At 72.0% G+C, this 16395-nt stretch carries 18 protein-coding genes; 11 read left to right on the forward strand and 7 right to left on the reverse strand.

What is annotated here, in order from left to right; all coding sequences use genetic code 11:
• Positions 1-79 precede the first annotated feature (79 nt).
• Positions 80-895, forward strand: a complete 816-nt coding sequence (locus tag ACFYMO_RS21045; protein ID WP_366770715.1) for a serine hydrolase domain-containing protein — start codon at positions 80-82, stop codon at positions 893-895.
• Between the two features lie 109 nt (positions 896-1004).
• Here ACFYMO_RS21045 and ACFYMO_RS21050 read toward each other — a convergent pair whose 3' ends face one another.
• A complete protein-coding gene (locus ACFYMO_RS21050; protein ID WP_366770716.1) occupies positions 1005-1697 on the reverse strand; it encodes a pirin family protein in 693 nt (230 codons plus the stop codon).
• 205 nt (positions 1698-1902) lie between these two features.
• Here ACFYMO_RS21050 and ACFYMO_RS21055 point away from each other — a divergent pair, with 205 nt between their 5' ends.
• From ACFYMO_RS21055 to ACFYMO_RS21075, 5 genes are all read left to right on the forward strand, one after another.
• Positions 1903-3090 (forward strand): CdaR family transcriptional regulator, encoded by a 1188-nt coding sequence (locus tag ACFYMO_RS21055; protein ID WP_026004546.1) that lies wholly within the window; start codon positions 1903-1905, stop codon positions 3088-3090.
• A gap of 100 nt (positions 3091-3190) precedes the next feature.
• Positions 3191-4138: an ACP S-malonyltransferase gene (locus ACFYMO_RS21060; RefSeq protein ID WP_366770717.1), complete on the forward strand. Its 948-nt coding sequence runs from the start codon at positions 3191-3193 to the stop codon at positions 4136-4138.
• A gap of 21 nt (positions 4139-4159) precedes the next feature.
• The gene (locus ACFYMO_RS21065) at positions 4160-5194 is read left to right on the forward strand and encodes a ketoacyl-ACP synthase III (protein WP_069991263.1); all 1035 of its coding nucleotides are present in this window, start codon (positions 4160-4162) and stop codon (positions 5192-5194) included.
• A 71-nt stretch (positions 5195-5265) separates the two neighbouring features.
• Positions 5266-5514, forward strand: a complete 249-nt coding sequence (locus ACFYMO_RS21070; RefSeq protein WP_366770718.1) for an acyl carrier protein — start codon at positions 5266-5268, stop codon at positions 5512-5514.
• Between the two features lie 79 nt (positions 5515-5593).
• The gene (locus ACFYMO_RS21075; protein ID WP_366770719.1) at positions 5594-6859 is read left to right on the forward strand and encodes a beta-ketoacyl-[acyl-carrier-protein] synthase family protein; all 1266 of its coding nucleotides are present in this window, start codon (positions 5594-5596) and stop codon (positions 6857-6859) included.
• 188 nt (positions 6860-7047) lie between these two features.
• Here ACFYMO_RS21075 and ACFYMO_RS21080 read toward each other — a convergent pair whose 3' ends face one another.
• Both ACFYMO_RS21080 and ACFYMO_RS21085 read right to left on the reverse strand, forming a co-directional pair.
• The gene (locus ACFYMO_RS21080) at positions 7048-7962 is read right to left on the reverse strand and encodes an NAD(P)-dependent oxidoreductase (protein WP_366770720.1); all 915 of its coding nucleotides are present in this window, start codon (positions 7960-7962) and stop codon (positions 7048-7050) included.
• 130 nt (positions 7963-8092) lie between these two features.
• Complete coding sequence (locus ACFYMO_RS21085; RefSeq protein ID WP_019356047.1) at positions 8093-8587, reverse strand: DUF3145 domain-containing protein; 495 nt, start codon at positions 8585-8587, stop codon at positions 8093-8095.
• 303 nt (positions 8588-8890) lie between these two features.
• Here ACFYMO_RS21085 and ACFYMO_RS21090 point away from each other — a divergent pair, with 303 nt between their 5' ends.
• Positions 8891-9859, forward strand: a complete 969-nt coding sequence (locus ACFYMO_RS21090) for an SGNH/GDSL hydrolase family protein (protein ID WP_366770721.1) — start codon at positions 8891-8893, stop codon at positions 9857-9859.
• A 63-nt stretch (positions 9860-9922) separates the two neighbouring features.
• Here the strand turns inward: ACFYMO_RS21090 and ACFYMO_RS21095 are convergent, their stop codons facing one another.
• On the reverse strand, positions 9923-10351 hold the full coding sequence (locus ACFYMO_RS21095) for an organic hydroperoxide resistance protein (protein ID WP_366774397.1): 429 nt from the start codon (positions 10349-10351) through the stop codon (positions 9923-9925).
• Positions 10352-10514: 163 nt separating this feature from the next.
• Positions 10515-11564, reverse strand: a complete 1050-nt coding sequence (locus ACFYMO_RS21100) for an NADP-dependent oxidoreductase (protein WP_366774398.1) — start codon at positions 11562-11564, stop codon at positions 10515-10517.
• 89 nt (positions 11565-11653) lie between these two features.
• Between ACFYMO_RS21100 and ACFYMO_RS21105 the strand changes: the two genes are divergently transcribed.
• Positions 11654-12097, forward strand: a complete 444-nt coding sequence (locus tag ACFYMO_RS21105) for a MarR family transcriptional regulator (RefSeq protein WP_366774399.1) — start codon at positions 11654-11656, stop codon at positions 12095-12097.
• Here the strand turns inward: ACFYMO_RS21105 and ACFYMO_RS21110 are convergent.
• A complete protein-coding gene (locus ACFYMO_RS21110; protein ID WP_366774400.1) occupies positions 12066-12806 on the reverse strand; it encodes a TetR/AcrR family transcriptional regulator in 741 nt (246 codons plus the stop codon). The two genes, ACFYMO_RS21105 and ACFYMO_RS21110, sit on opposite strands and share 32 nt — an antisense overlap.
• A 32-nt stretch (positions 12807-12838) precedes the next feature.
• Here ACFYMO_RS21110 and ACFYMO_RS21115 point away from each other — a divergent pair, with 32 nt between their 5' ends.
• Both ACFYMO_RS21115 and ACFYMO_RS21120 read left to right on the forward strand, forming a co-directional pair.
• Positions 12839-13231 (forward strand): cupin, encoded by a 393-nt coding sequence (locus tag ACFYMO_RS21115; RefSeq protein ID WP_366774401.1) that lies wholly within the window; start codon positions 12839-12841, stop codon positions 13229-13231.
• Between the two features lie 261 nt (positions 13232-13492).
• Entirely contained in the window at positions 13493-14065 is a 573-nt protein-coding gene (locus tag ACFYMO_RS21120) for a dihydrofolate reductase family protein (RefSeq protein ID WP_366774402.1), read from the forward strand.
• 194 nt (positions 14066-14259) lie between these two features.
• Here the strand turns inward: ACFYMO_RS21120 and ACFYMO_RS21125 are convergent, their stop codons facing one another.
• Positions 14260-15399, reverse strand: a complete 1140-nt coding sequence (locus tag ACFYMO_RS21125) for a Ku protein (RefSeq protein ID WP_388548061.1) — start codon at positions 15397-15399, stop codon at positions 14260-14262.
• Positions 15400-15429: 30 nt separating this feature from the next.
• On the opposite strand from ACFYMO_RS21125, the gene ligD reads away from it, so the two are divergent.
• Positions 15430-16326 carry a non-homologous end-joining DNA ligase gene (gene ligD / locus ACFYMO_RS21130; protein WP_366774404.1) on the forward strand — a complete coding sequence of 299 codons (897 nt, stop codon included), beginning with the start codon at positions 15430-15432 and terminating at the stop codon, positions 16324-16326.
• Positions 16327-16395: the final 69 nt, after the last annotated feature.

Below are 16395 nucleotides of genomic sequence, written 5' to 3' on the forward strand. Positions count from 1 at the left end.
AGTGAACGCTACGGACTTCGAGTGCGCTCGAAGCAAGGGGGAAAGTCGTCGGCACTTCGGTGCCGTTAGGCTCGGTGCCATGGACAGCCTGCGGATGATCGAGACCTGGCCGGTGCCCACCGCCGCGGCGGCCGTCGTACGTGCCGACGGGACCGTGGCCGGGACACGCGGCCCGGCCACGCAGCGTTTCGCGCTGGCCTCGGTCACCAAGCCGCTGACCGCCTACGCGGCGCTGATGGCGCTGGAGGAGGGCGCCGTCGAACTGGACGAGCCTGCCGGGCCCGAGGGTTCGACGGTGCGGCATCTGCTGGCGCACACCTCGGGGCTCGCCTTCGACGAGCACCGGACCATGGCCGAGCCCGGCACCCGCCGGATCTACTCGAACGCGGGATTCGAGGCGCTGGCCGACCATCTGGCCAAGGCGACCGAGATGCCCTTCGCGCAGTACCTGCGCGAGGGCGTGCTCGGTCCGCTGGGCATGGCGGGCACCGAACTGGACGGTTCGGCCGCCAAGGACGGCTTCTCCACCCTGGCCGACCTGACCCGGTTCGCCGCCGAACTGCAGTCCCCCACGCTGCTGGACCCCTCCACGGTGCGGGAGGCGACGTCGGTGGTCTTCCCCGGACTCAGCGGGGTGCTGCCCGGCTACGGCCACCAGAAGCCGAACGACTGGGGCCTGGGGTTCGAGATCCGCGGCACCAAGTCCCCGCACTGGACGGGCGAGACGTCCGCGCCCGGCACGTTCGGGCACTTCGGCCAGTCCGGCACGTTCCTGTGGGTCGACCCGCGGGCCGGCGCGGCCTGCGTGGTACTGACCGACCGGGACTTCGGCCCCTGGGCCGTGGAGGCGTGGACGCCGTTCACGGACGCGGTGCTGGCAGAGCTGGCGGGCTGAGACGCATACACCGGGCGGGCTTGCGCGGGGCGGCGCGCGCGAAGCGGCGTGCACGGCGCGGGGGCCGCACGCCGTGGGGCCGGGACTCGGGTGGCGGGCGGGCCGGGGCTCAGCCGTAGGCGGGTTCCGCGTGCATCTCCCACAGCAGCAGTTCGGCCCCGCCCTCGGCGCGCAGCTCCCGCCCTTCCTGCTGCCCGGTCAGCCGCGCCGCGTCGCCCTCCCCCAGCGCCGTGCCCCCCGGCCCCGTGCCCTCCAGCAGCACCCGGCCGCGCACCACCTGGACGTAGCAGTACGCGGCGTCGGGGATCGCCGCGCGCTCCCCGTCGGCGAGACGGCGCACGTGCAGCACGGCCTCGGTGCGCGGCAGCGCGAACGGGGTACTGTCCGCGATGCCCCGCACCACCTCGTACTCGGGTGCGGTGCCGAACACGCCCGGAACCAGCCACATCTGGACGAAACGCAGCTCAGCGGTGCCCGCGTTGCGCTCACTGTGCCGCACACCGCTGCCGGCGCCGAGGCGCTGCACGTCCCCGGGGCGCACCACGGTGGCGTGCCCGGCGGAATCGGTGTGCTCCAGCTCGCCCTCGACGACCCAGGTGACGATCTCCACATCGCGGTGCGGATGGGTGTCGAATCCGGCGCCGGGAGCGAGCCGCTCCTCGTTGCAGGCCACCAGCAGTCCGAAGCCGGTGTTGCCGGGATCGTAGAAACCGGAGAAGGAGAAGGCGTGCCGGGTGTCGATCCCGGCGCCCGGGTCACCGCCCGGGTACCTGTCCTCGGCCCGCCACACAACCTGTGCCATGCGCCCCACGGTAGTCGCGGAGCCGGGGGGCGGGGCGCGGCCCCCGGCAGGCGCGCGGACGGCGGAGCGCGCCGTCAGCCGGCCCGCGGACGCCCCGTTGTACTCCACGACCGGGGCTGACGCCGAGGGTCCGGTCCCGGCCCCTCGCAGGGTCCTCTCGCGCCCCCGCGCCCGGCACGGGCATCCGGTAAGGCAGGCTTGTCCCGTGCCCGAAGCCTCAGATCCACCACCCCAGCACCCCCATCTGGCCACCCTTCGCCGCCTGGAGCAGTCCTCCGGGAAACTCGCCGCCGCCGCCATCACGCGGATGGACGAGCAGCTCCCCTGGTACCGCGCGATGCCGCCGGAGAACCGCTCCTGGATCGGACTGGTCGCGCAGGCGGGCATCGCGGCCTTCACCGAGTGGTTCCGGCACCCGGAGACACCGCAGGCCATCAGCACCGATGTGTTCGGCACCGCACCGCGGGAGCTGACACGCGCGATCACCCTGCGGCAGACCGTGGAGATGGTGCGCACCACGATCGAGGTCGTCGAGGCGGCGATCGACGAGGTGGCGGCGCCCGGCGACGAGGCGGTGCTGCGCGAGGCGCTGCTGGTGTACGCGCGGGAGATCGCTTTCGCGACCGCGCAGGTCTACGCGCAGGCCGCCGAGGCGCGCGGCGCATGGGACGCCCGGCTGGAGTCGCTGGTCGTCAACGCGGTGCTCTCCGGAGAGGCGGACGAGGGCGCCGTCTCGCGGGCCGCGGCGCTGGGCTGGAACTCCCCCGAACATGTGGCCGTGGTCCTGGGCACCGCGCCGGACGGCGACAGCGAACTGACCGTCGAGGCCATCCGGCGCGCCTCCCGGCAGGCGAAGCTGCAGGTGCTCACCGGGGTGCTCGGCAGCCGCCTGGTGGTGATCGCCGGAGGGTCGGACGATCCGCTGAAGGCCGCCAAGTCGCTGATCGGGCCGTTCGCGGCGGGCCCGGTGGTCGCGGGGCCCGTGGTGGGCGACCTGCTGGCCGCGACCCGCTCGGCGCAGGCGGCGATGGCGGGCCTGAAAGCGTGCGCCGCCTGGCCCGACGCCCCCCGGCCGGTCCTCGCGGACGATCTGCTGCCGGAGCGCGCGATGGCGGGCGACCCGGTCGCTCGAGAGCTGCTGGTGGAGGAGATCTACAGACCGTTGGAAGAGGCCGGATCGGCGCTGCTGGAAACGCTCAGCGTCTATCTGGAGCAGGCGAGTAGCCTGGAGGGCGCGGCACGGATGCTGTTCGTGCATCCCAACACCGTCCGCTACCGGCTACGACGTGTGACGGACGTCACCGGGTGGTCGCCGTCGGATGTCCGCTCGGCATTCACTCTGCGTGTCGCCTTGATCCTGGGGCGTCTCGCCGACTTCGGAGGTCAGCCGTAAGCTGGCGGGCACCTTTTGTCGAGGGTCCACAATTACCCTCCCCGTTCTTCGTCTCGGTCCCCACCGGCCGAGACCCGTGTCCACAGGAGAGAGTGAAAGAGTGCTCGTACTCGTCGCTCCCGGCCAAGGCGCCCAGAAGCCTGGCCTGCTGACCCCCTGGCTCGAACTCCCCGGCGCCGCCGACCGGCTGGCCCAGTGGTCCGCCGCCATCGACCTCGACCTGGTGCACTACGGCACCGAGGCCGACGCCGACGCGATCCGGGACACGTCCGTGGCCCAGCCGCTGCTGGTGGCCACCGCCCTGCTGTCCGGCGACGCGCTGCTGGCGGCCGACCCCGGGCAGGACGCGCCCGCCCGGGCCGCCGCCGTCGGTGCCTTCGCCGGGCACAGCATCGGCGAACTGGCCGCCGCGGCGCTGAGCGGGGTGCTCACCCCGCTGGAGGCGCTGCGCATCGTCCGCGCCCGGGGGGCGGCGATGGCCGAGGCCGCCGCCGCTGCCGAGACCGGGATGTCCGCCGTGCTGGGCGGCGACCCGGACGTGGTCGCCGGGCACCTGGAGAAGCTCGGGCTGACCCCCGCGAACATGAACGGCGCGGGCCAGGTCGTGGCCGCCGGTACCGCCGAGCAGCTCGCGGCGCTCTCCGCCGACCGCCCCGAGAAGGCGCGGGTCATCCCGCTGAAGGTGGCCGGGGCCTTCCACACCGACCACATGGCGAGCGCGCTGCCCGCCATGGAGGCGGCCGTCGCGGACGTGGCACCGGGCGCACCCGTCACCCGCTACGTCTCCAACTTCGACGGCGGCGTCGTGGAGTCGGGCCCGGACGTGGTCCGCCGGCTGGTGCACCAGATCTCGGCGCCGGTGCGCTGGGACCTGTGCATGGAGACGTTCCAGCGGCTGGGTGCCACCGCGCTCATCGAGCTGTGCCCCGGCGGCACCCTGACCGGCCTGGCCAAGCGCGCCCTGCCGGATGTACGGACGCTGGCGCTGAAGTCGCCCGACGACCTCGCCGCGGCACGGGACCTCGTCGCCGCTCACACGTCCGCCTGACCTCCAAGGAGCCCGAGAAGCATGACCGCGAAGATCAAGCCCGCGCAGGGCTCGCCGTATGCGCGCATTCTCGGCGTCGGCGGATACCGACCGACCCGTGTGGTACCGAACGAGGAGATCCTCAAGCACATCGACTCCTCCGACGAGTGGATCCGCTCCCGTTCCGGCATCGCGACCCGGCACTGGGCGGGACCGGAGGAGACGGTCGCCGAGATGACCCTGGAGGCCGCGGGCAAGGCCGTCGCGGACGCCGGAGTCACTCCCGACCAGGTGGACGCGGTCATCATCTCGACCGTCTCGCACTTCAAGCAGACCCCGGCGGTGGCCACCGAGATCGCCGACCGGATGGGCGCGGGCAAGGCGGCGGCCTTCGACATCAACGCGGGCTGCGCCGGCTTCGGCTACGGCCTGACCCTGGCGAAGAGCCTGATCGTCGAGGGCAGCGCGCGGCACGTCCTGGTGGTCGGCGCCGAGCGGCTCTCCGACCTGACCGATCTGACCGACCGCTCCACGGCGTTCCTGTTCGGGGACGGCGCCGGAGCCGTCGTCGTCGGCCCGTCGGACGAGCCCGGTTTCGGCCCCTCGATCTGGGGTTCGGAGGGCGACAAGCGGGACGTCATCTCACAGACCGTCCCCTGGGACGGCTTCCGGGTCGGCGACGTGGCGCAGCTTCCGCTGAGCGAGGACGGCTCGGTGAAGTTCCCCGCCCTGCGCCAGGAGGGCCAGACGGTCTTCCGCTGGGCCGTCTTCGAGATGGCCAAGGTCGCGCAGCAGGCTCTGGACGCCGCCGGGATAACGCCCGAGGACCTGGACGTCTTCATCCCGCACCAGGCCAACATGCGGATCATCGACTCGATGGTGAAGACTCTCAAACTGCCCGAACACGTCACGGTCGCCCGGGACGTGGAGACCACGGGCAACACCTCGGCTGCCTCCATCCCGCTGGCGATGGAGCGGCTGCTGGCGACCGGGAGGGCGAAGAGCGGCGACACCGCCCTCGTCATCGGCTTCGGGGCGGGTCTCGTCTACGCCGCCACGGTCGTTACCCTCCCCTAGTCAAGATCCGAGCAGCCCCGTACGACAGGGTCGGGCGCTGCGGACTCACCGCAATACGAAGGAGCGCCGCAATGGCCGCCACTCAGGAAGAGATCGTCTCGGGCCTCGCCGAGATCGTGAACGAGATCGCCGGTATCCCGGCCGAGGACGTCCAGCTCGAGAAGTCCTTCACGGACGACCTGGACGTGGACTCGCTGTCCATGGTCGAGGTGGTCGTCGCCGCCGAGGAGCGCTTCGACGTGAAGATCCCGGACGACGACGTCAAGAACCTCAAGACCGTCGGCGACGCGACCGACTACATCCTCAAGCACCAGCCCTGAAACATTCGTTGACGCGTTTGTCGCCACCCCGCATGCGGGTGGCTCAAACGAGTCACCCCCTACCGTGGAGAGAATTCCAGTGAACGCGACCAATCACTCCGTGGTCGTCACCGGTATCGGCGCAACCACACCGCTGGGTGGCGACAGCGCATCGACCTGGGAAGGGCTCGTCGCCGGGCGCTCGGGCGCGGCGCTCCTCGAGGAGGAGTGGGCCGCCGACCTGCCGGTACGGATCGCGGCCCGGGCCGCTGTCGACCCGAGCGAGGTCATCCCCCGCCCCCAGGCCAGGCGGCTGGACCGCTCGGCGCAGTTCGCGCTGATCGCGGCCCGCGAAGCGTGGGCCGACGCGGGCTTCACCGCCCGGGCCGGCGAGGACGCCTCCGTCAACCCGGACCGGCTGGGCGCCGTGGTGGCGTCCGGGATCGGCGGCGTGACCACACTGCTGGACCAGTACGACGTGCTGCGCGAGAAGGGCGTCCGCCGCGTCTCGCCGCACACGGTGCCGATGCTGATGCCGAACGGCCCCTCGGCCAACGTGGGCCTGGAGGTCAACGCCAGGGCCGGGGTGCACACCCCGGTCAGCGCCTGCGCCTCCGGCTCCGAGGCGGTCGGGTACGCGATCGAGATGATCCGCACCGGCCGCGCCGACATCGTGATCGCGGGCGGTACCGAGGCAGCCATCCACCCGCTGCCGATCGTCGCCTTCGGCAACATGATGGCGATGTCCAAGAACAACGAGGACCCCCAGAGCGCCTCCCGCCCGTTCGACGTGGACCGCAACGGGTTCGTGCTCGGCGAGGGCGCCGGGGTGATCGTGCTGGAGTCGGCCGAGCACGCCCGGCGCCGCGGAGCCCGGGTCTACGCCGAGGCGGTGGGCCAGGGCATCTCCGCCGACAGCCACGACATCGTGCAGCCGGAGCCCTCGGGCAACGGCATCGCGCACGCGCTGCAGCACCTGGCCGCCAACACCGACCTGGACCCGGCCGAGGTCGTGCACATCAACGCGCACGCGACCTCGACCCCGCAGGGCGACCTGGCGGAGCTGAAGGCACTGCGCAAGGTGTTCGGCGACGACGTCGACCACATGAGCATCTCGGCGACCAAGTCGATGACCGGGCATCTGCTCGGTGGCGCGGGCGGCGTCGAGACGGTTGCCACGCTGCTGGCGCTGCACAACCGCATCGCACCGCCGACGATCAACATCGACACCCTCGACCCGGAGGTGGACGGCGACATCGTGCGCGACGCCGCCCGCGAGCTCCCGGCCGAGGGCCGGATCACAGCGCTGAACAACTCCTTCGGATTCGGCGGCCACAACGTGGTGCTGGCGTTCCGCTCGGTGTGATCCCGCGCGCGGACCGTGTCCCGGACCGCGATCCGAACCGCGGCCTGTCGCGACAGGAGTGAGGGGCGGCCTCCCGGAGGCCGCCCCTCACCGCTGTCCCGTCCCCGGCCCGCGTCCGGTGGCGGCGCCGCCCGGTCGCCCGGGGCACAGCGGCGGCGGCCGGGCGGCGGAAGCCGGGGCGGCGGCCGCTATGCCGAGCCCCGGGCATCGCCCCTGCCGTAGTCGGACGCCTCGTAGCTGGCGAAGTACGAGGCGACCGCGTCGTCCCCGCCGTGCCCCTGCGCCTCGGCGCGCCGCAGCCGTTCGGCCACCGCGGGGGCCGCGTCGAGCCGCACCCCGCTCTCCCGGGCCGCCCGGGCGATGAGCTCGGCGTCCTTGCGGGCGCCGGAGAGCGGGAAGCTCGCCTCGTAACCGCCCTCCAGGACCAGCCGGGCCTTCGCCTGCAGATACGGGGCGTCCAACGGGCCGCCCGCGACGGCGCCGAGGAACGCGTCGGGGTCGACACCGAGGCCCTCGGCGAGCGCGAGGGTCTCGGCGGTGCCGTTGATGAGGGTGAGAACCCAGTTGTTGACCACGAGCTTGAGGCGGCTGGCGGCACCGGGCTCCGCCCCGAGCCACAGCGTCCGGGCACCGATGGCGTCCAGGACTGGAGCCGCGCGCTCGCGCACCTCGGGGTCGTCCGAGGGACCGGACACCAGCACGGTCAGCTCTCCGGCCTCGGCGGGTGCCTTGGTGCCGAGCACGGGTGCGTCCAGGAAGCGCAGCCCGTGCGCCCGGGCGAACTCGACCAGCGGTCCCAGCCCGTCCGGCCCGACGGTGCTGGTCTGGAGCCAGACCATGCCTTCGGACAGGCCCGGGGCGGCGGCGCGCATGGCGTCCAGCACGGCGGGACCGTCGTGCAGGGGGGTCAGGACGGTGCCGGCGCCGCGCACCGCCTCGGCCGCCTCCTCCGCGACGCCGACGCCGTGCGCGGCCAGCGGCTCGGCCCGGCCCCGGGTGCGGTTCCAGGCGCGGACCGTGAGCCCGGCCGAGGACAGGTTGCGGGCCATGGCGGCCCCCATGGTGCCGGTGCCGAGCACCGCGACAGAGGTTTCGTACGACATGCCGGAACGGTAGGCGTTCGAGCGCGCACGAGGGCAAGCGGCGCGCATGCGCGCCGCCCGGCTTCCGGCGAACAGCACGCGCGCGGTCGCTGCCGGAGACCTGCGGCCCGCCGCGGAGGCACGACCCGGGTCAGACCACCTGGTGCAGCCAGCGGACCGGAGCGCCCTCGCCGGCGTAGCGGAACGGCTCCAGTTCGTCGTCCCAGGGCTTGCCCAGCAGCCGGGAGATCTCCGCTTGCAGGTCGCTCTCCCCGCGCCCCGCGCGGGCGACGGCCGCGCGCAGCCGGTCCTCGGGGATGAGGATGTCGCCGTGCATGCCGGTGACCGCGTGGAAGATGCCGAGGTCGGGGGTGGCGCTGTAGCGCTCCCCCTCGGCCGTCGCACACGGCTCGGCCGTCACCTCGAACCGCAGCAGGTGCCAGCCGCGCAGCGCGGAGGCCAGTTTGGAGGCGGTGCCGGGATCCCCCTGCCAGGAGAACTCGGCCCGCCAGGTGCCGGGAGAGGCGGGCTGTCTGATCCAGTCGAGGTTGACGCGCGCGCCGAGCACGCCCGCGACCGCCCACTCGACGTGCGGGCACAGGGCGCGGGGCGCCGAGTGGACGTACAGAACTCCACGTGTCGTCACCGGGACCTCCAGTGCGCTCCGAGGGTCGCCACCGGGCGGCCTCGATCACCTACCGGTCACGCGCCGGGAAAGCGCCTGACATTTTGCACCACCGGTCACTTCCCTACCAGCTCCCGAGGTTACGAATAGTAAACACCATTGCGCTCAATTCTCCCTGAAAGGGACAGGAAGTGACGCGAGGTAATATTTACCAGTCGCCGTGCCGATCGACCCACCGCTCATCGACCACGGCACAAGCTATCGCGAGGCGGCACGTGGTGGGTGACGTACCGTCGGTCGGGCACGGGTGAAACAGGGGGGCGGATGACGGAGAGCCACGAACCGGGGAACGCGCATGCGGCACGTGCGTGGCCCGCGGCACGCAAGCGGTCCCGTACTCTCGCCATCTGCGCTTTCGTACTGATCACCGTAGCGGGTCTGGTCCTCGCCGTGTCGTGCGGCGACTCCTCGGGTGGAGGCGACGAGCGCGGCGCGCAGCGCGCCGAGGGCTCCTCACGCCCCCATTCCCCGCCCACTCCGCGGAAGATCTGGAACCGCGAGCCGGACTCCCTGGCGGCGGTCGGCGACTCCATCACCCGCGGCTTCGACGCCTGTTCACTGCTGGCCGACTGCACCGAGGTCTCGTGGGCCACCGGCACGGCACCCGGTGTCGACAGCCTCGCGCGACGGCTGCTGGGCGACCCCGGGGAGGCGAGCTGGAACTACGCGGCCAGCGGTGCCGTGATGGCCGACCTGCCCGGGCAGATGCGCCGGGCCGCCGCCCGGAAGCCGGACCTGGTGACCGTGATGAGCGGCGCCAACGACGCATGCCGCAGCACGACCGAGCGGATGACCCCGGTCGCGGACTTCCGCACCGACTTCCGCACGGGACTGCACGCGCTGCACGCCGACGCACCCAAGGCGCAGGTCTACGTGTCCAGCGTGCCCAACCTCAAGCGGCTGTGGCAGGAAGGCAGAAAGAGCCCGATAGGGCAGCGGGTGTGGGGCCTGGGCATCTGCCAGTCGATGCTCAAGGATCCGCAGTCGATGGCTGCCGCCGACCGGGAGCGGCGGCAGGAGGTCCAGGACCGGGTGAGGGCCTACAACACCGTGCTCAAACAGGAGTGCGCCAAGGACCTGCGCTGCCGCTACGACAACGGCGCGGTCTTCGACTACCGCTTCACCGAGGCCGAGCTGAGCAACTGGGACTGGTTCCACCCCAGCAAGAAGGGCCAGCGCAGCCTGGCGCAGCTGGCGTACGAGGAGATCACCGCACGGCGTCCCGCCGGATGAAGCGAGCTCTCCGGCCGGAAGGCGGCCGGCATTCCCGGGTCCGGGTCCGTCCGGGCTGCGGGATCAGGCGGTCTGCAGGGTGACCTCGATGTTGCCGCGCGTGGCGTTGGAGTACGGGCAGACCTGGTGAGCCTTCTCGAGCAGGTCCTTGGCCGTGGCCTCGTCCACGTTCGGGATGGTGGCCCGCAGGCTCACGGTGAGGCCGAAGCCGCCCTCGGGGGTGTTGCCTATGCCGACCTCGGCGGTCACGGTCGAGCCGGAGATGTCGGCGCCCTCCTTGCGGGCCACGACACCGAGCGCTCCCTGGAAGCAGGCGCTGTACCCCGCGGCGAAGAGCTGCTCGGGGTTGGTGCCCGCGCCGCTGCCGCCCATCGCGCGCGGCGGGTTGACGACGACGTCGAGCTGGCCGTCATCGCTGGCCACGCGGCCGTCGCGACCGTTCTCCGCGGTGGCGACGGCGGTGTACTTGACGTCGATCGGCTGTATCGCCATGGATTTCCTCCTGTTGATGGCACGACCGGGGGAACTCGCGCCCAGGCTCCCTCCGGTGCGGTGCCCAGCGTAGGCGCTCGGTCCGAGGGCGGTGCAGGGAGCCCGGCCGGACCCGGCCCGGGCGGGGAACCCGGCCGGCCCCGGCCTGCCCGAGCTCGGCGCTTCAGCCGCCGAGGGTGACGATCATCTTGCCGACGTTCTCCCCGCGCAGCAGGCCCAGGAAGGCCTCCAGGTTGTTGTCGATGCCCTCGACCACGGTCTCCCGGTACTTCAGCTCCCCGGAGCGGACCCAGGGGGCCACCTCGTCCACGAACTGCTGCTGGAGGTCGAAGTGGTCCATGACCAGCAGCCCCTCCATCCGGAACCGCTTGGCGATGATCTGGGCCAGATTGCGCGGCGCCGGGGTCGGTTCGGTGGCGTTGTACTGCGAGATCATCCCGCACACCGCGATCCGGCCGTGCAGGTTCATGGCGTCGATGGCGGCCTCCAGGTGCTCGCCGCCGACGTTGTCGAAGTAGACGTCGATTCCGCTCGGTGCCGCCTCCCTGAGCTGCTCGGCGACCGGGCCGTGCTTGTAGTTGAAGGCCGCGTCGAAGCCGTACTCGTCGGTGAGGACCTTGACCTTCTCGTCGGAGCCGGCCGAGCCGATCACCCGGGAGGCGCCCTTCAGCCGGGCGATCTGGCCCACCTCGCTGCCGACGGCACCCGCCGCGCCGGAGACGAAGACGGCGTCGCCGGGCTGGAAGTCGGCCACCCGCAGCAGACCCGCGTAGGCCGTCAGGCCCGGCATGCCCAGCACTCCGAGGTAGGTGGAGAGCGGAGCAGCCTGGGGGTCGACCTTGGTGGCGTACTTGGCCCGGAGCGTGGCGTACTCGCGCCAGCCCAGGTCGTGCAGCACGTGGTCGCCGGGGGTGAAGGCGGGGTCCTCGGAGGCGAGGACGACACCGATGGCGCCGCCGGTCATGGGCTCGTTCAGCTTGTAGGGGTCGACGTAGGACTTCGCCGAGCTCATCCTGCCGCGCATGTACGGGTCCACGGACAGGTGGATGTTGCGCACCAGGATCTGCCCCTCGGCCGGAGCCCGGACCGGCTCCTCCCGCAGCGCGAAGTCGTCCGTGGTGGGCCAGCCCTGCGGCCGGGCGGTCAGGTGCCAGGCACGCCCGGTGGCCGGGATCCGGTTCTCGGCGGAGTCGGGGGATACGGATGAGGTCACGCTGTCGCCTCCAGAATTGCTTCAGGTACTGAAACAACCATGCGGGCGGATATTTCATGTTGTCAAGCATCGCCCGCTAGGCTGGTCGCATGGCAGGAGCAGACGGTCGCGTCCCGGACGCGCTCAGCGTCGAGGTGGCCGAGCTGATCGGCACGGTGGTCGCGCGCTACCACGAGGAGTACGAACTGGCCGCCGCCGAGCACGCGCTGACCGGCGCGCAGGCGCGGGTCCTCACCCTGCTGTCGCACCGGCCCACTCCGATGCGGCAGCTCGCCCGCCATCTCAAGTGCGAGCCGTCGAACGTGACGGGGATAGTCGACCGGCTGGAGGCGAGAGGCCTGGTCGAGCGCAGACCCGACCCGGCCGACCGCCGGGTCAAGGTCGCCGCCGCCACCGAGGAGGGCCGCGCCACCGCGACCCGGCTGCGCGGCGACCTGGACTTCGCGGGGGAACCCCTCCAGGAGCTGACGCCGGTCGAACGCAGAATGCTGCGCGACCTGCTCAGGCGGATGCTGGGCGGGACCGCGCACTGAGCCCGGCCACCAGCAGGTCGAGCCCCGCCCGGAACTCCTCCAGACGGTCGCCCTCGGCCGAGGCCGTGGCGATCTCCACCACCCGCGGATAGCGGCTCTCCGGAAGGGTCCGCCCGCGCTCGATCACCTCGTCGGCCGAGCCGCCGGACTGGCGCAGCGAGGCGGCTCCCGACTCGCTCTGCGCGAAGCCGATGACGAACCCGACCACCAGCCGGAAGGCCACCAGCAGGTCCCGCCCCGACCGGCCGCCTCTGGCGAGCGCCTCCAGCATCCGCTCCCCGAAGGCCAGCGTCGGCTCGTCCGTCGTGCGGCGCGCCACGATCAGCGGCACGACCTGGGGATGGCGGCGGACGGTCGCCCAGTAGGACTCGGCGAGGACCCGCACCTCCTCGCGCCAGTCCTCGGCGGGCTGCGCCGGGTAGGCGGCGTGCCGGACGACGGCCTCGATCACCAGTGACTCCAGCCCCTCCCGGCCGTCCACGTAGTTGTAGAGCGTCATCGGACCGGTGCCCAGCCGCGCGGCGAGAGCACGCATCGAGAGGGCGTCCAGCCCCTTGTCGTCGGCCAGCTCCAGAGCCGCCGAGGCGAGTTGGTCCCTGCTGAACTTCTTCGGTGCGGGCACCGGGCGTCCGCCTTCCCGGCCGTCTTCCGGCCACTGGCCGTTCCGGCCTTCCCTTGACCACGTACGCCGTACGTGTTCCACTGTCATCGCGTACACCGTACTTGATGAAGGGGGCCACCATGCCCGCGGTAGACCTGTTCTCCTCCATGATCCGGCTCGGATCCGACGGCGACGCCCGGGTCGAGGAGCGCCGGATGTCCCCGGACCTCGACGGGTGGACGGTGGTGACGCTGCACGTCGACAGCGACGCGGACGCCCACCCCGAGTCGTGGGAGTGCCACACCGACGGCGAGGAGGTGATGTGCGTGCTGACCGGCGCGGTGCGGGTCCACTTCCGCAGCGAGACCGATCCGCGGGACCCGGACGGGGAGCCGGCCGCCAGGCTGGGCCCGGGCACCGCCTGCGTCATCCCGCGGGGGCGCTGGCACCGCATCACCGTCGAGGAGCCCAGCGACGTCATGGCGTTCTCGCGGATCGCGGGGACCCGCATGGAGCGCCGCACCGGGTGGTGAGCGACGGCGTGCCGACCGGGATCGACGACCGGGAGCACGGCATCCGGCGCACCGGACCCGAGCGGTCGGCACGGGCGGTCGGAGACGGCATGCCGCTCAGGAGACCGGTTCACCGAAATTCACGGAAAAAGATGCGCGACAGGCCGATGCGTTTCTCCGCAGACGGCGGTCAGGATCCATGAACGGTGTGGCAGCAGCCGCGAGCGGTGAGGGCCTCGCACCGATCCGCCGAGAACCGACACGAGACACCGAGGACCTGAGATGCGCACTCTGATCAGCACCGCCTTCATATCGCTCGACGGCGTCGTGGAGGCCCCGGGCGGGGAGCCCGGCTACCGGAACGCCGGGTGGACCTTCAAGGACATCGAGTTCGTCCCCGAGGCCTTCGACATCAAGGGCCGGGAGCAGAAGGAGGCCGCCGCCATGCTGATGGGGCGGACCAGCTACGAGGCGTTCAGCCCGGTGTGGCCCGACATGGCGGACTTCGCCGACTACAAGCTGCTGCCGAAGTACGTCGTCTCCACCACGCTCGGCGAGGAGGACCTGGTGGGGAACTGGGGCGAGACGACGATCCTGCGCTCGCTCGACGACGTCGCCACGCTGAAGCAGACCGAGGGCGGCCCGATCATCCTGCACGGGAGCGCCTCCCTGAACCAGGCGCTCTCGGACGCCGACCTGATCGACCGCTACCACCTGCTCGTCTTCCCGCTGCTGCTCGGCGCGGGCAAGCGGCTGTTCAGCACCACGGACAAGGACACCCAGAGGCTGAAGCTGGTCGAGCACGACGCCTACGCCAACGGCCTGCAGAAGAACGTGTTCGACGTCGTCCGCTGACCGCTGTCCGGTGCCTGCCGCGTCCGCGGCTCGCGACCCCGACCGGCCGGTCCGGCGCCCCGCATGCCGGCCCACACCCGGGGCAGGATGCGGGGCGCACGGAAGGCACGTGCGGTCGGACCACCGGCCCCTTCCGGTACCGCGGTCCGCGATCGGCCGGCCCCGCGGCCGCGAGCCCACGGGGGTGCCTTCGGTCAGGCGGTCTTGCGGGGCCGTGCGGACTTCTTCGCGGCAGACCTGCCCGCGGTGGCCTTCTTCGCCTCGGTCGCCCCGGTCGCGCCTGCCGACTTCTCGGCAGCGGCCTTCCCGGTGCCGGTCTTCTTGGCGGTGGTCTTCTTGGCAGCGCTCTTCTTGGCGGTGGTCTTCTTCGCCGGGCTCTTCTTGGCGGTGGTCTTCTTCGCCGGGCTCTTCCCGGCGGCCGGCTTCGCACCGGACCCCGCGGCTCCGGACCTGCCGCCCTCCTTGCCGCCGCTCCGCCCGGACGCCGCCCGCCCGCCCGTCTCCTTCCTGCGGTCCGACAACTCGTGGACGGTCGCCTCGCCCTCCTGGTGCCCGCCCCTGGCCTCCTGGACGCTGCGCTCCAGCACGGACATCAGATCCACCAGCTTGCCACCGCCTGCCTCGGCACGGCGGCGCAGTTCCTCGGGCTGCGGCTCGGTGCCCTCCGCCTTCGCCCGGACGAGCTCTTCCAGCGCCTCCCGGTACTCGTCCCGCAGGTCGCCCCAGTCCAGCTCGCCGAGGGTCTCCATGAGGGTGTCCGCGAGGTCGAGTTCGGCGTCCCGCACCGAGACCTCCTCCTCGGGGGCGACGCCGCTGACCGAGCGGATCTCATCGGGCCACAGCATCGTGTGCAGCGCCAGCGCGTCCTCGTAGACGCGCAGCATCCCGAGGCTCTCCCGGGCCCGCAGGGCCAGCTTGGCGACGGCGACCTTGCCGGAGCGCTTGAGTGCCTCACGCAGCAGGACGTACGGCTTGTCGGCGCGCTTGCCGTCGGCTGCCAGATAATAGGAGCGGTCGAGCTGGATGGGGTCGATCTCCTCGGCGGGGACGAAGCCGAGGATCTCCACGGTCTTGGCGGTGGGCAGGGGGAGGGCCGCCATGTCGTCGTCGGTCAGCAGCACGGTGCGGCCCTCTTCGGTCTCGAAGCCCCGGCCGATCTCCTCACGCGGCACTTCCTCCTCGTCCAGCTCGCACACCTTGCGGTACCGGATGCGGCCCTGGTCGGCCGTGTGGACCTGGTGGAAGGAGACGCTGTGGTTCTCGGTGGCCGCCACCACCTTGATCGGGATCGAGACCAGCCCGAACGAAATGGTCCCTTTCCAGATTGAACGCATACTTTGTCCCTTCTATGGGACTCTCAGGTTATGCCGCACACGGAGATCGGGGGCCACCGTCTGGCCCTCAGCAACCTCGACAAGGTGCTCTATCCGGCGACGGGGTTCACCAAGGGCGAGGCGATCCGCTACTACGCCGCCGTCGCCGACGTCCTGCTGCCCCACCTCGACGGACGCCCCCTCTCCTTTCTGCGTTTCCCGGACGGCGTGGAGGGCGAGAAGTTCTTCACCAAGCACGTTCCACCGGGCACCCCCGACTGGGTGACGACACGCAAGATCACGGTGGTGAGCAGGACGCCGCTGAACCAGGTCCTCGTCCAGGACGAGGCCACGCTGGTCTGGGCGGCCAATCTGGCGGCCCTGGAGCTGCACACCCCGCAGTGGCAGTCCGACCACCAGGCCGAGGCGGACCGGCTGGTCTTCGACCTCGATCCCGGTGAGGGCGCCGACATCCTGGACTGCCGCAGGCTCGCCGACTGGCTGCGCGAACGGGTGACCGACGACGGGATCACCCTGCTGCCCAAGACCTCCGGCTCCAAGGGCCTGCACCTGATCGCGGCGATCGAGCGCACGCCCTCCGACCGGGTCTCGGCGTACGCGAAGCGGCTCGCCCAGCAGGCCGAGGCGGAGCTTCCCGACCACGCGGTCAGCAAGATGGCCAAGGATCTGCGGCCCGGGAAGGTCTTCGTCGACTGGTCGCAGAACAACCAGGCCAAGACCACGGCAGCGCCCTACACGCTGCGCGCCAAGCAGCGCCCGACCGCCTCGACCCCGCTGACGTGGGCCGAGCTGGCCGCTGCCGACCGGCCGGAGGACCTGGTCTTCCTCGGCACCGACCTGCCGCAGCGGATCGAGGAGTACGGCGACCTGCTGGCCCCGCTGCTGGAGAGCGCCGCCGGGAGCGGCCGGGGCCGCATCCCGGCGTAGAGCGGCGTGCGCACACCGCCCGGGGCGTCCGTCCGCACGCCGGGGCGGGGGGCGGGAGCGGGCGAGGCC

This window comes from Streptomyces sp. NPDC007025 (assembly GCF_042869455.1).
Taxonomy (GTDB): Bacteria; Actinomycetota; Actinomycetes; order Streptomycetales; family Streptomycetaceae; genus Streptomyces.

What these genes read in the sequence shown, in the direction of transcription:
- ACFYMO_RS21110 (WP_366774400.1), bottom strand. Translation starts at nt 12,806, where the DNA reads ATGACAGTGGAACACGTACGGCGTACGTGGTCAAGGGAAGGCCGGAAC.
- ACFYMO_RS21115 (WP_366774401.1), top strand. Translation starts at nt 12,839, where the DNA reads ATGCCCGCGGTAGACCTGTTCTCCTCCATGATCCGGCTCGGATCCGAC.
- ACFYMO_RS21125 (WP_388548061.1), bottom strand. Translation starts at nt 15,399, where the DNA reads ATGCGTTCAATCTGGAAAGGGACCATTTCGTTCGGGCTGGTCTCGATC.
- ACFYMO_RS21080 (WP_366770720.1), bottom strand. Translation starts at nt 7,962, where the DNA reads ATGTCGTACGAAACCTCTGTCGCGGTGCTCGGCACCGGCACCATGGGG.
- ACFYMO_RS21105 (WP_366774399.1), top strand. Translation starts at nt 11,654, where the DNA reads ATGGCAGGAGCAGACGGTCGCGTCCCGGACGCGCTCAGCGTCGAGGTG.
- ACFYMO_RS21065 (WP_069991263.1), top strand. Translation starts at nt 4,160, where the DNA reads ATGACCGCGAAGATCAAGCCCGCGCAGGGCTCGCCGTATGCGCGCATT.
- ACFYMO_RS21050 (WP_366770716.1), bottom strand. Translation starts at nt 1,697, where the DNA reads ATGGCACAGGTTGTGTGGCGGGCCGAGGACAGGTACCCGGGCGGTGAC.
- ligD (WP_366774404.1), top strand. Translation starts at nt 15,430, where the DNA reads ATGCCGCACACGGAGATCGGGGGCCACCGTCTGGCCCTCAGCAACCTC.
- ACFYMO_RS21070 (WP_366770718.1), top strand. Translation starts at nt 5,266, where the DNA reads ATGGCCGCCACTCAGGAAGAGATCGTCTCGGGCCTCGCCGAGATCGTG.
- ACFYMO_RS21090 (WP_366770721.1), top strand. Translation starts at nt 8,891, where the DNA reads ATGACGGAGAGCCACGAACCGGGGAACGCGCATGCGGCACGTGCGTGG.
- ACFYMO_RS21120 (WP_366774402.1), top strand. Translation starts at nt 13,493, where the DNA reads ATGCGCACTCTGATCAGCACCGCCTTCATATCGCTCGACGGCGTCGTG.
- ACFYMO_RS21045 (WP_366770715.1), top strand. Translation starts at nt 80, where the DNA reads ATGGACAGCCTGCGGATGATCGAGACCTGGCCGGTGCCCACCGCCGCG.
- ACFYMO_RS21095 (WP_366774397.1), bottom strand. Translation starts at nt 10,351, where the DNA reads ATGGCGATACAGCCGATCGACGTCAAGTACACCGCCGTCGCCACCGCG.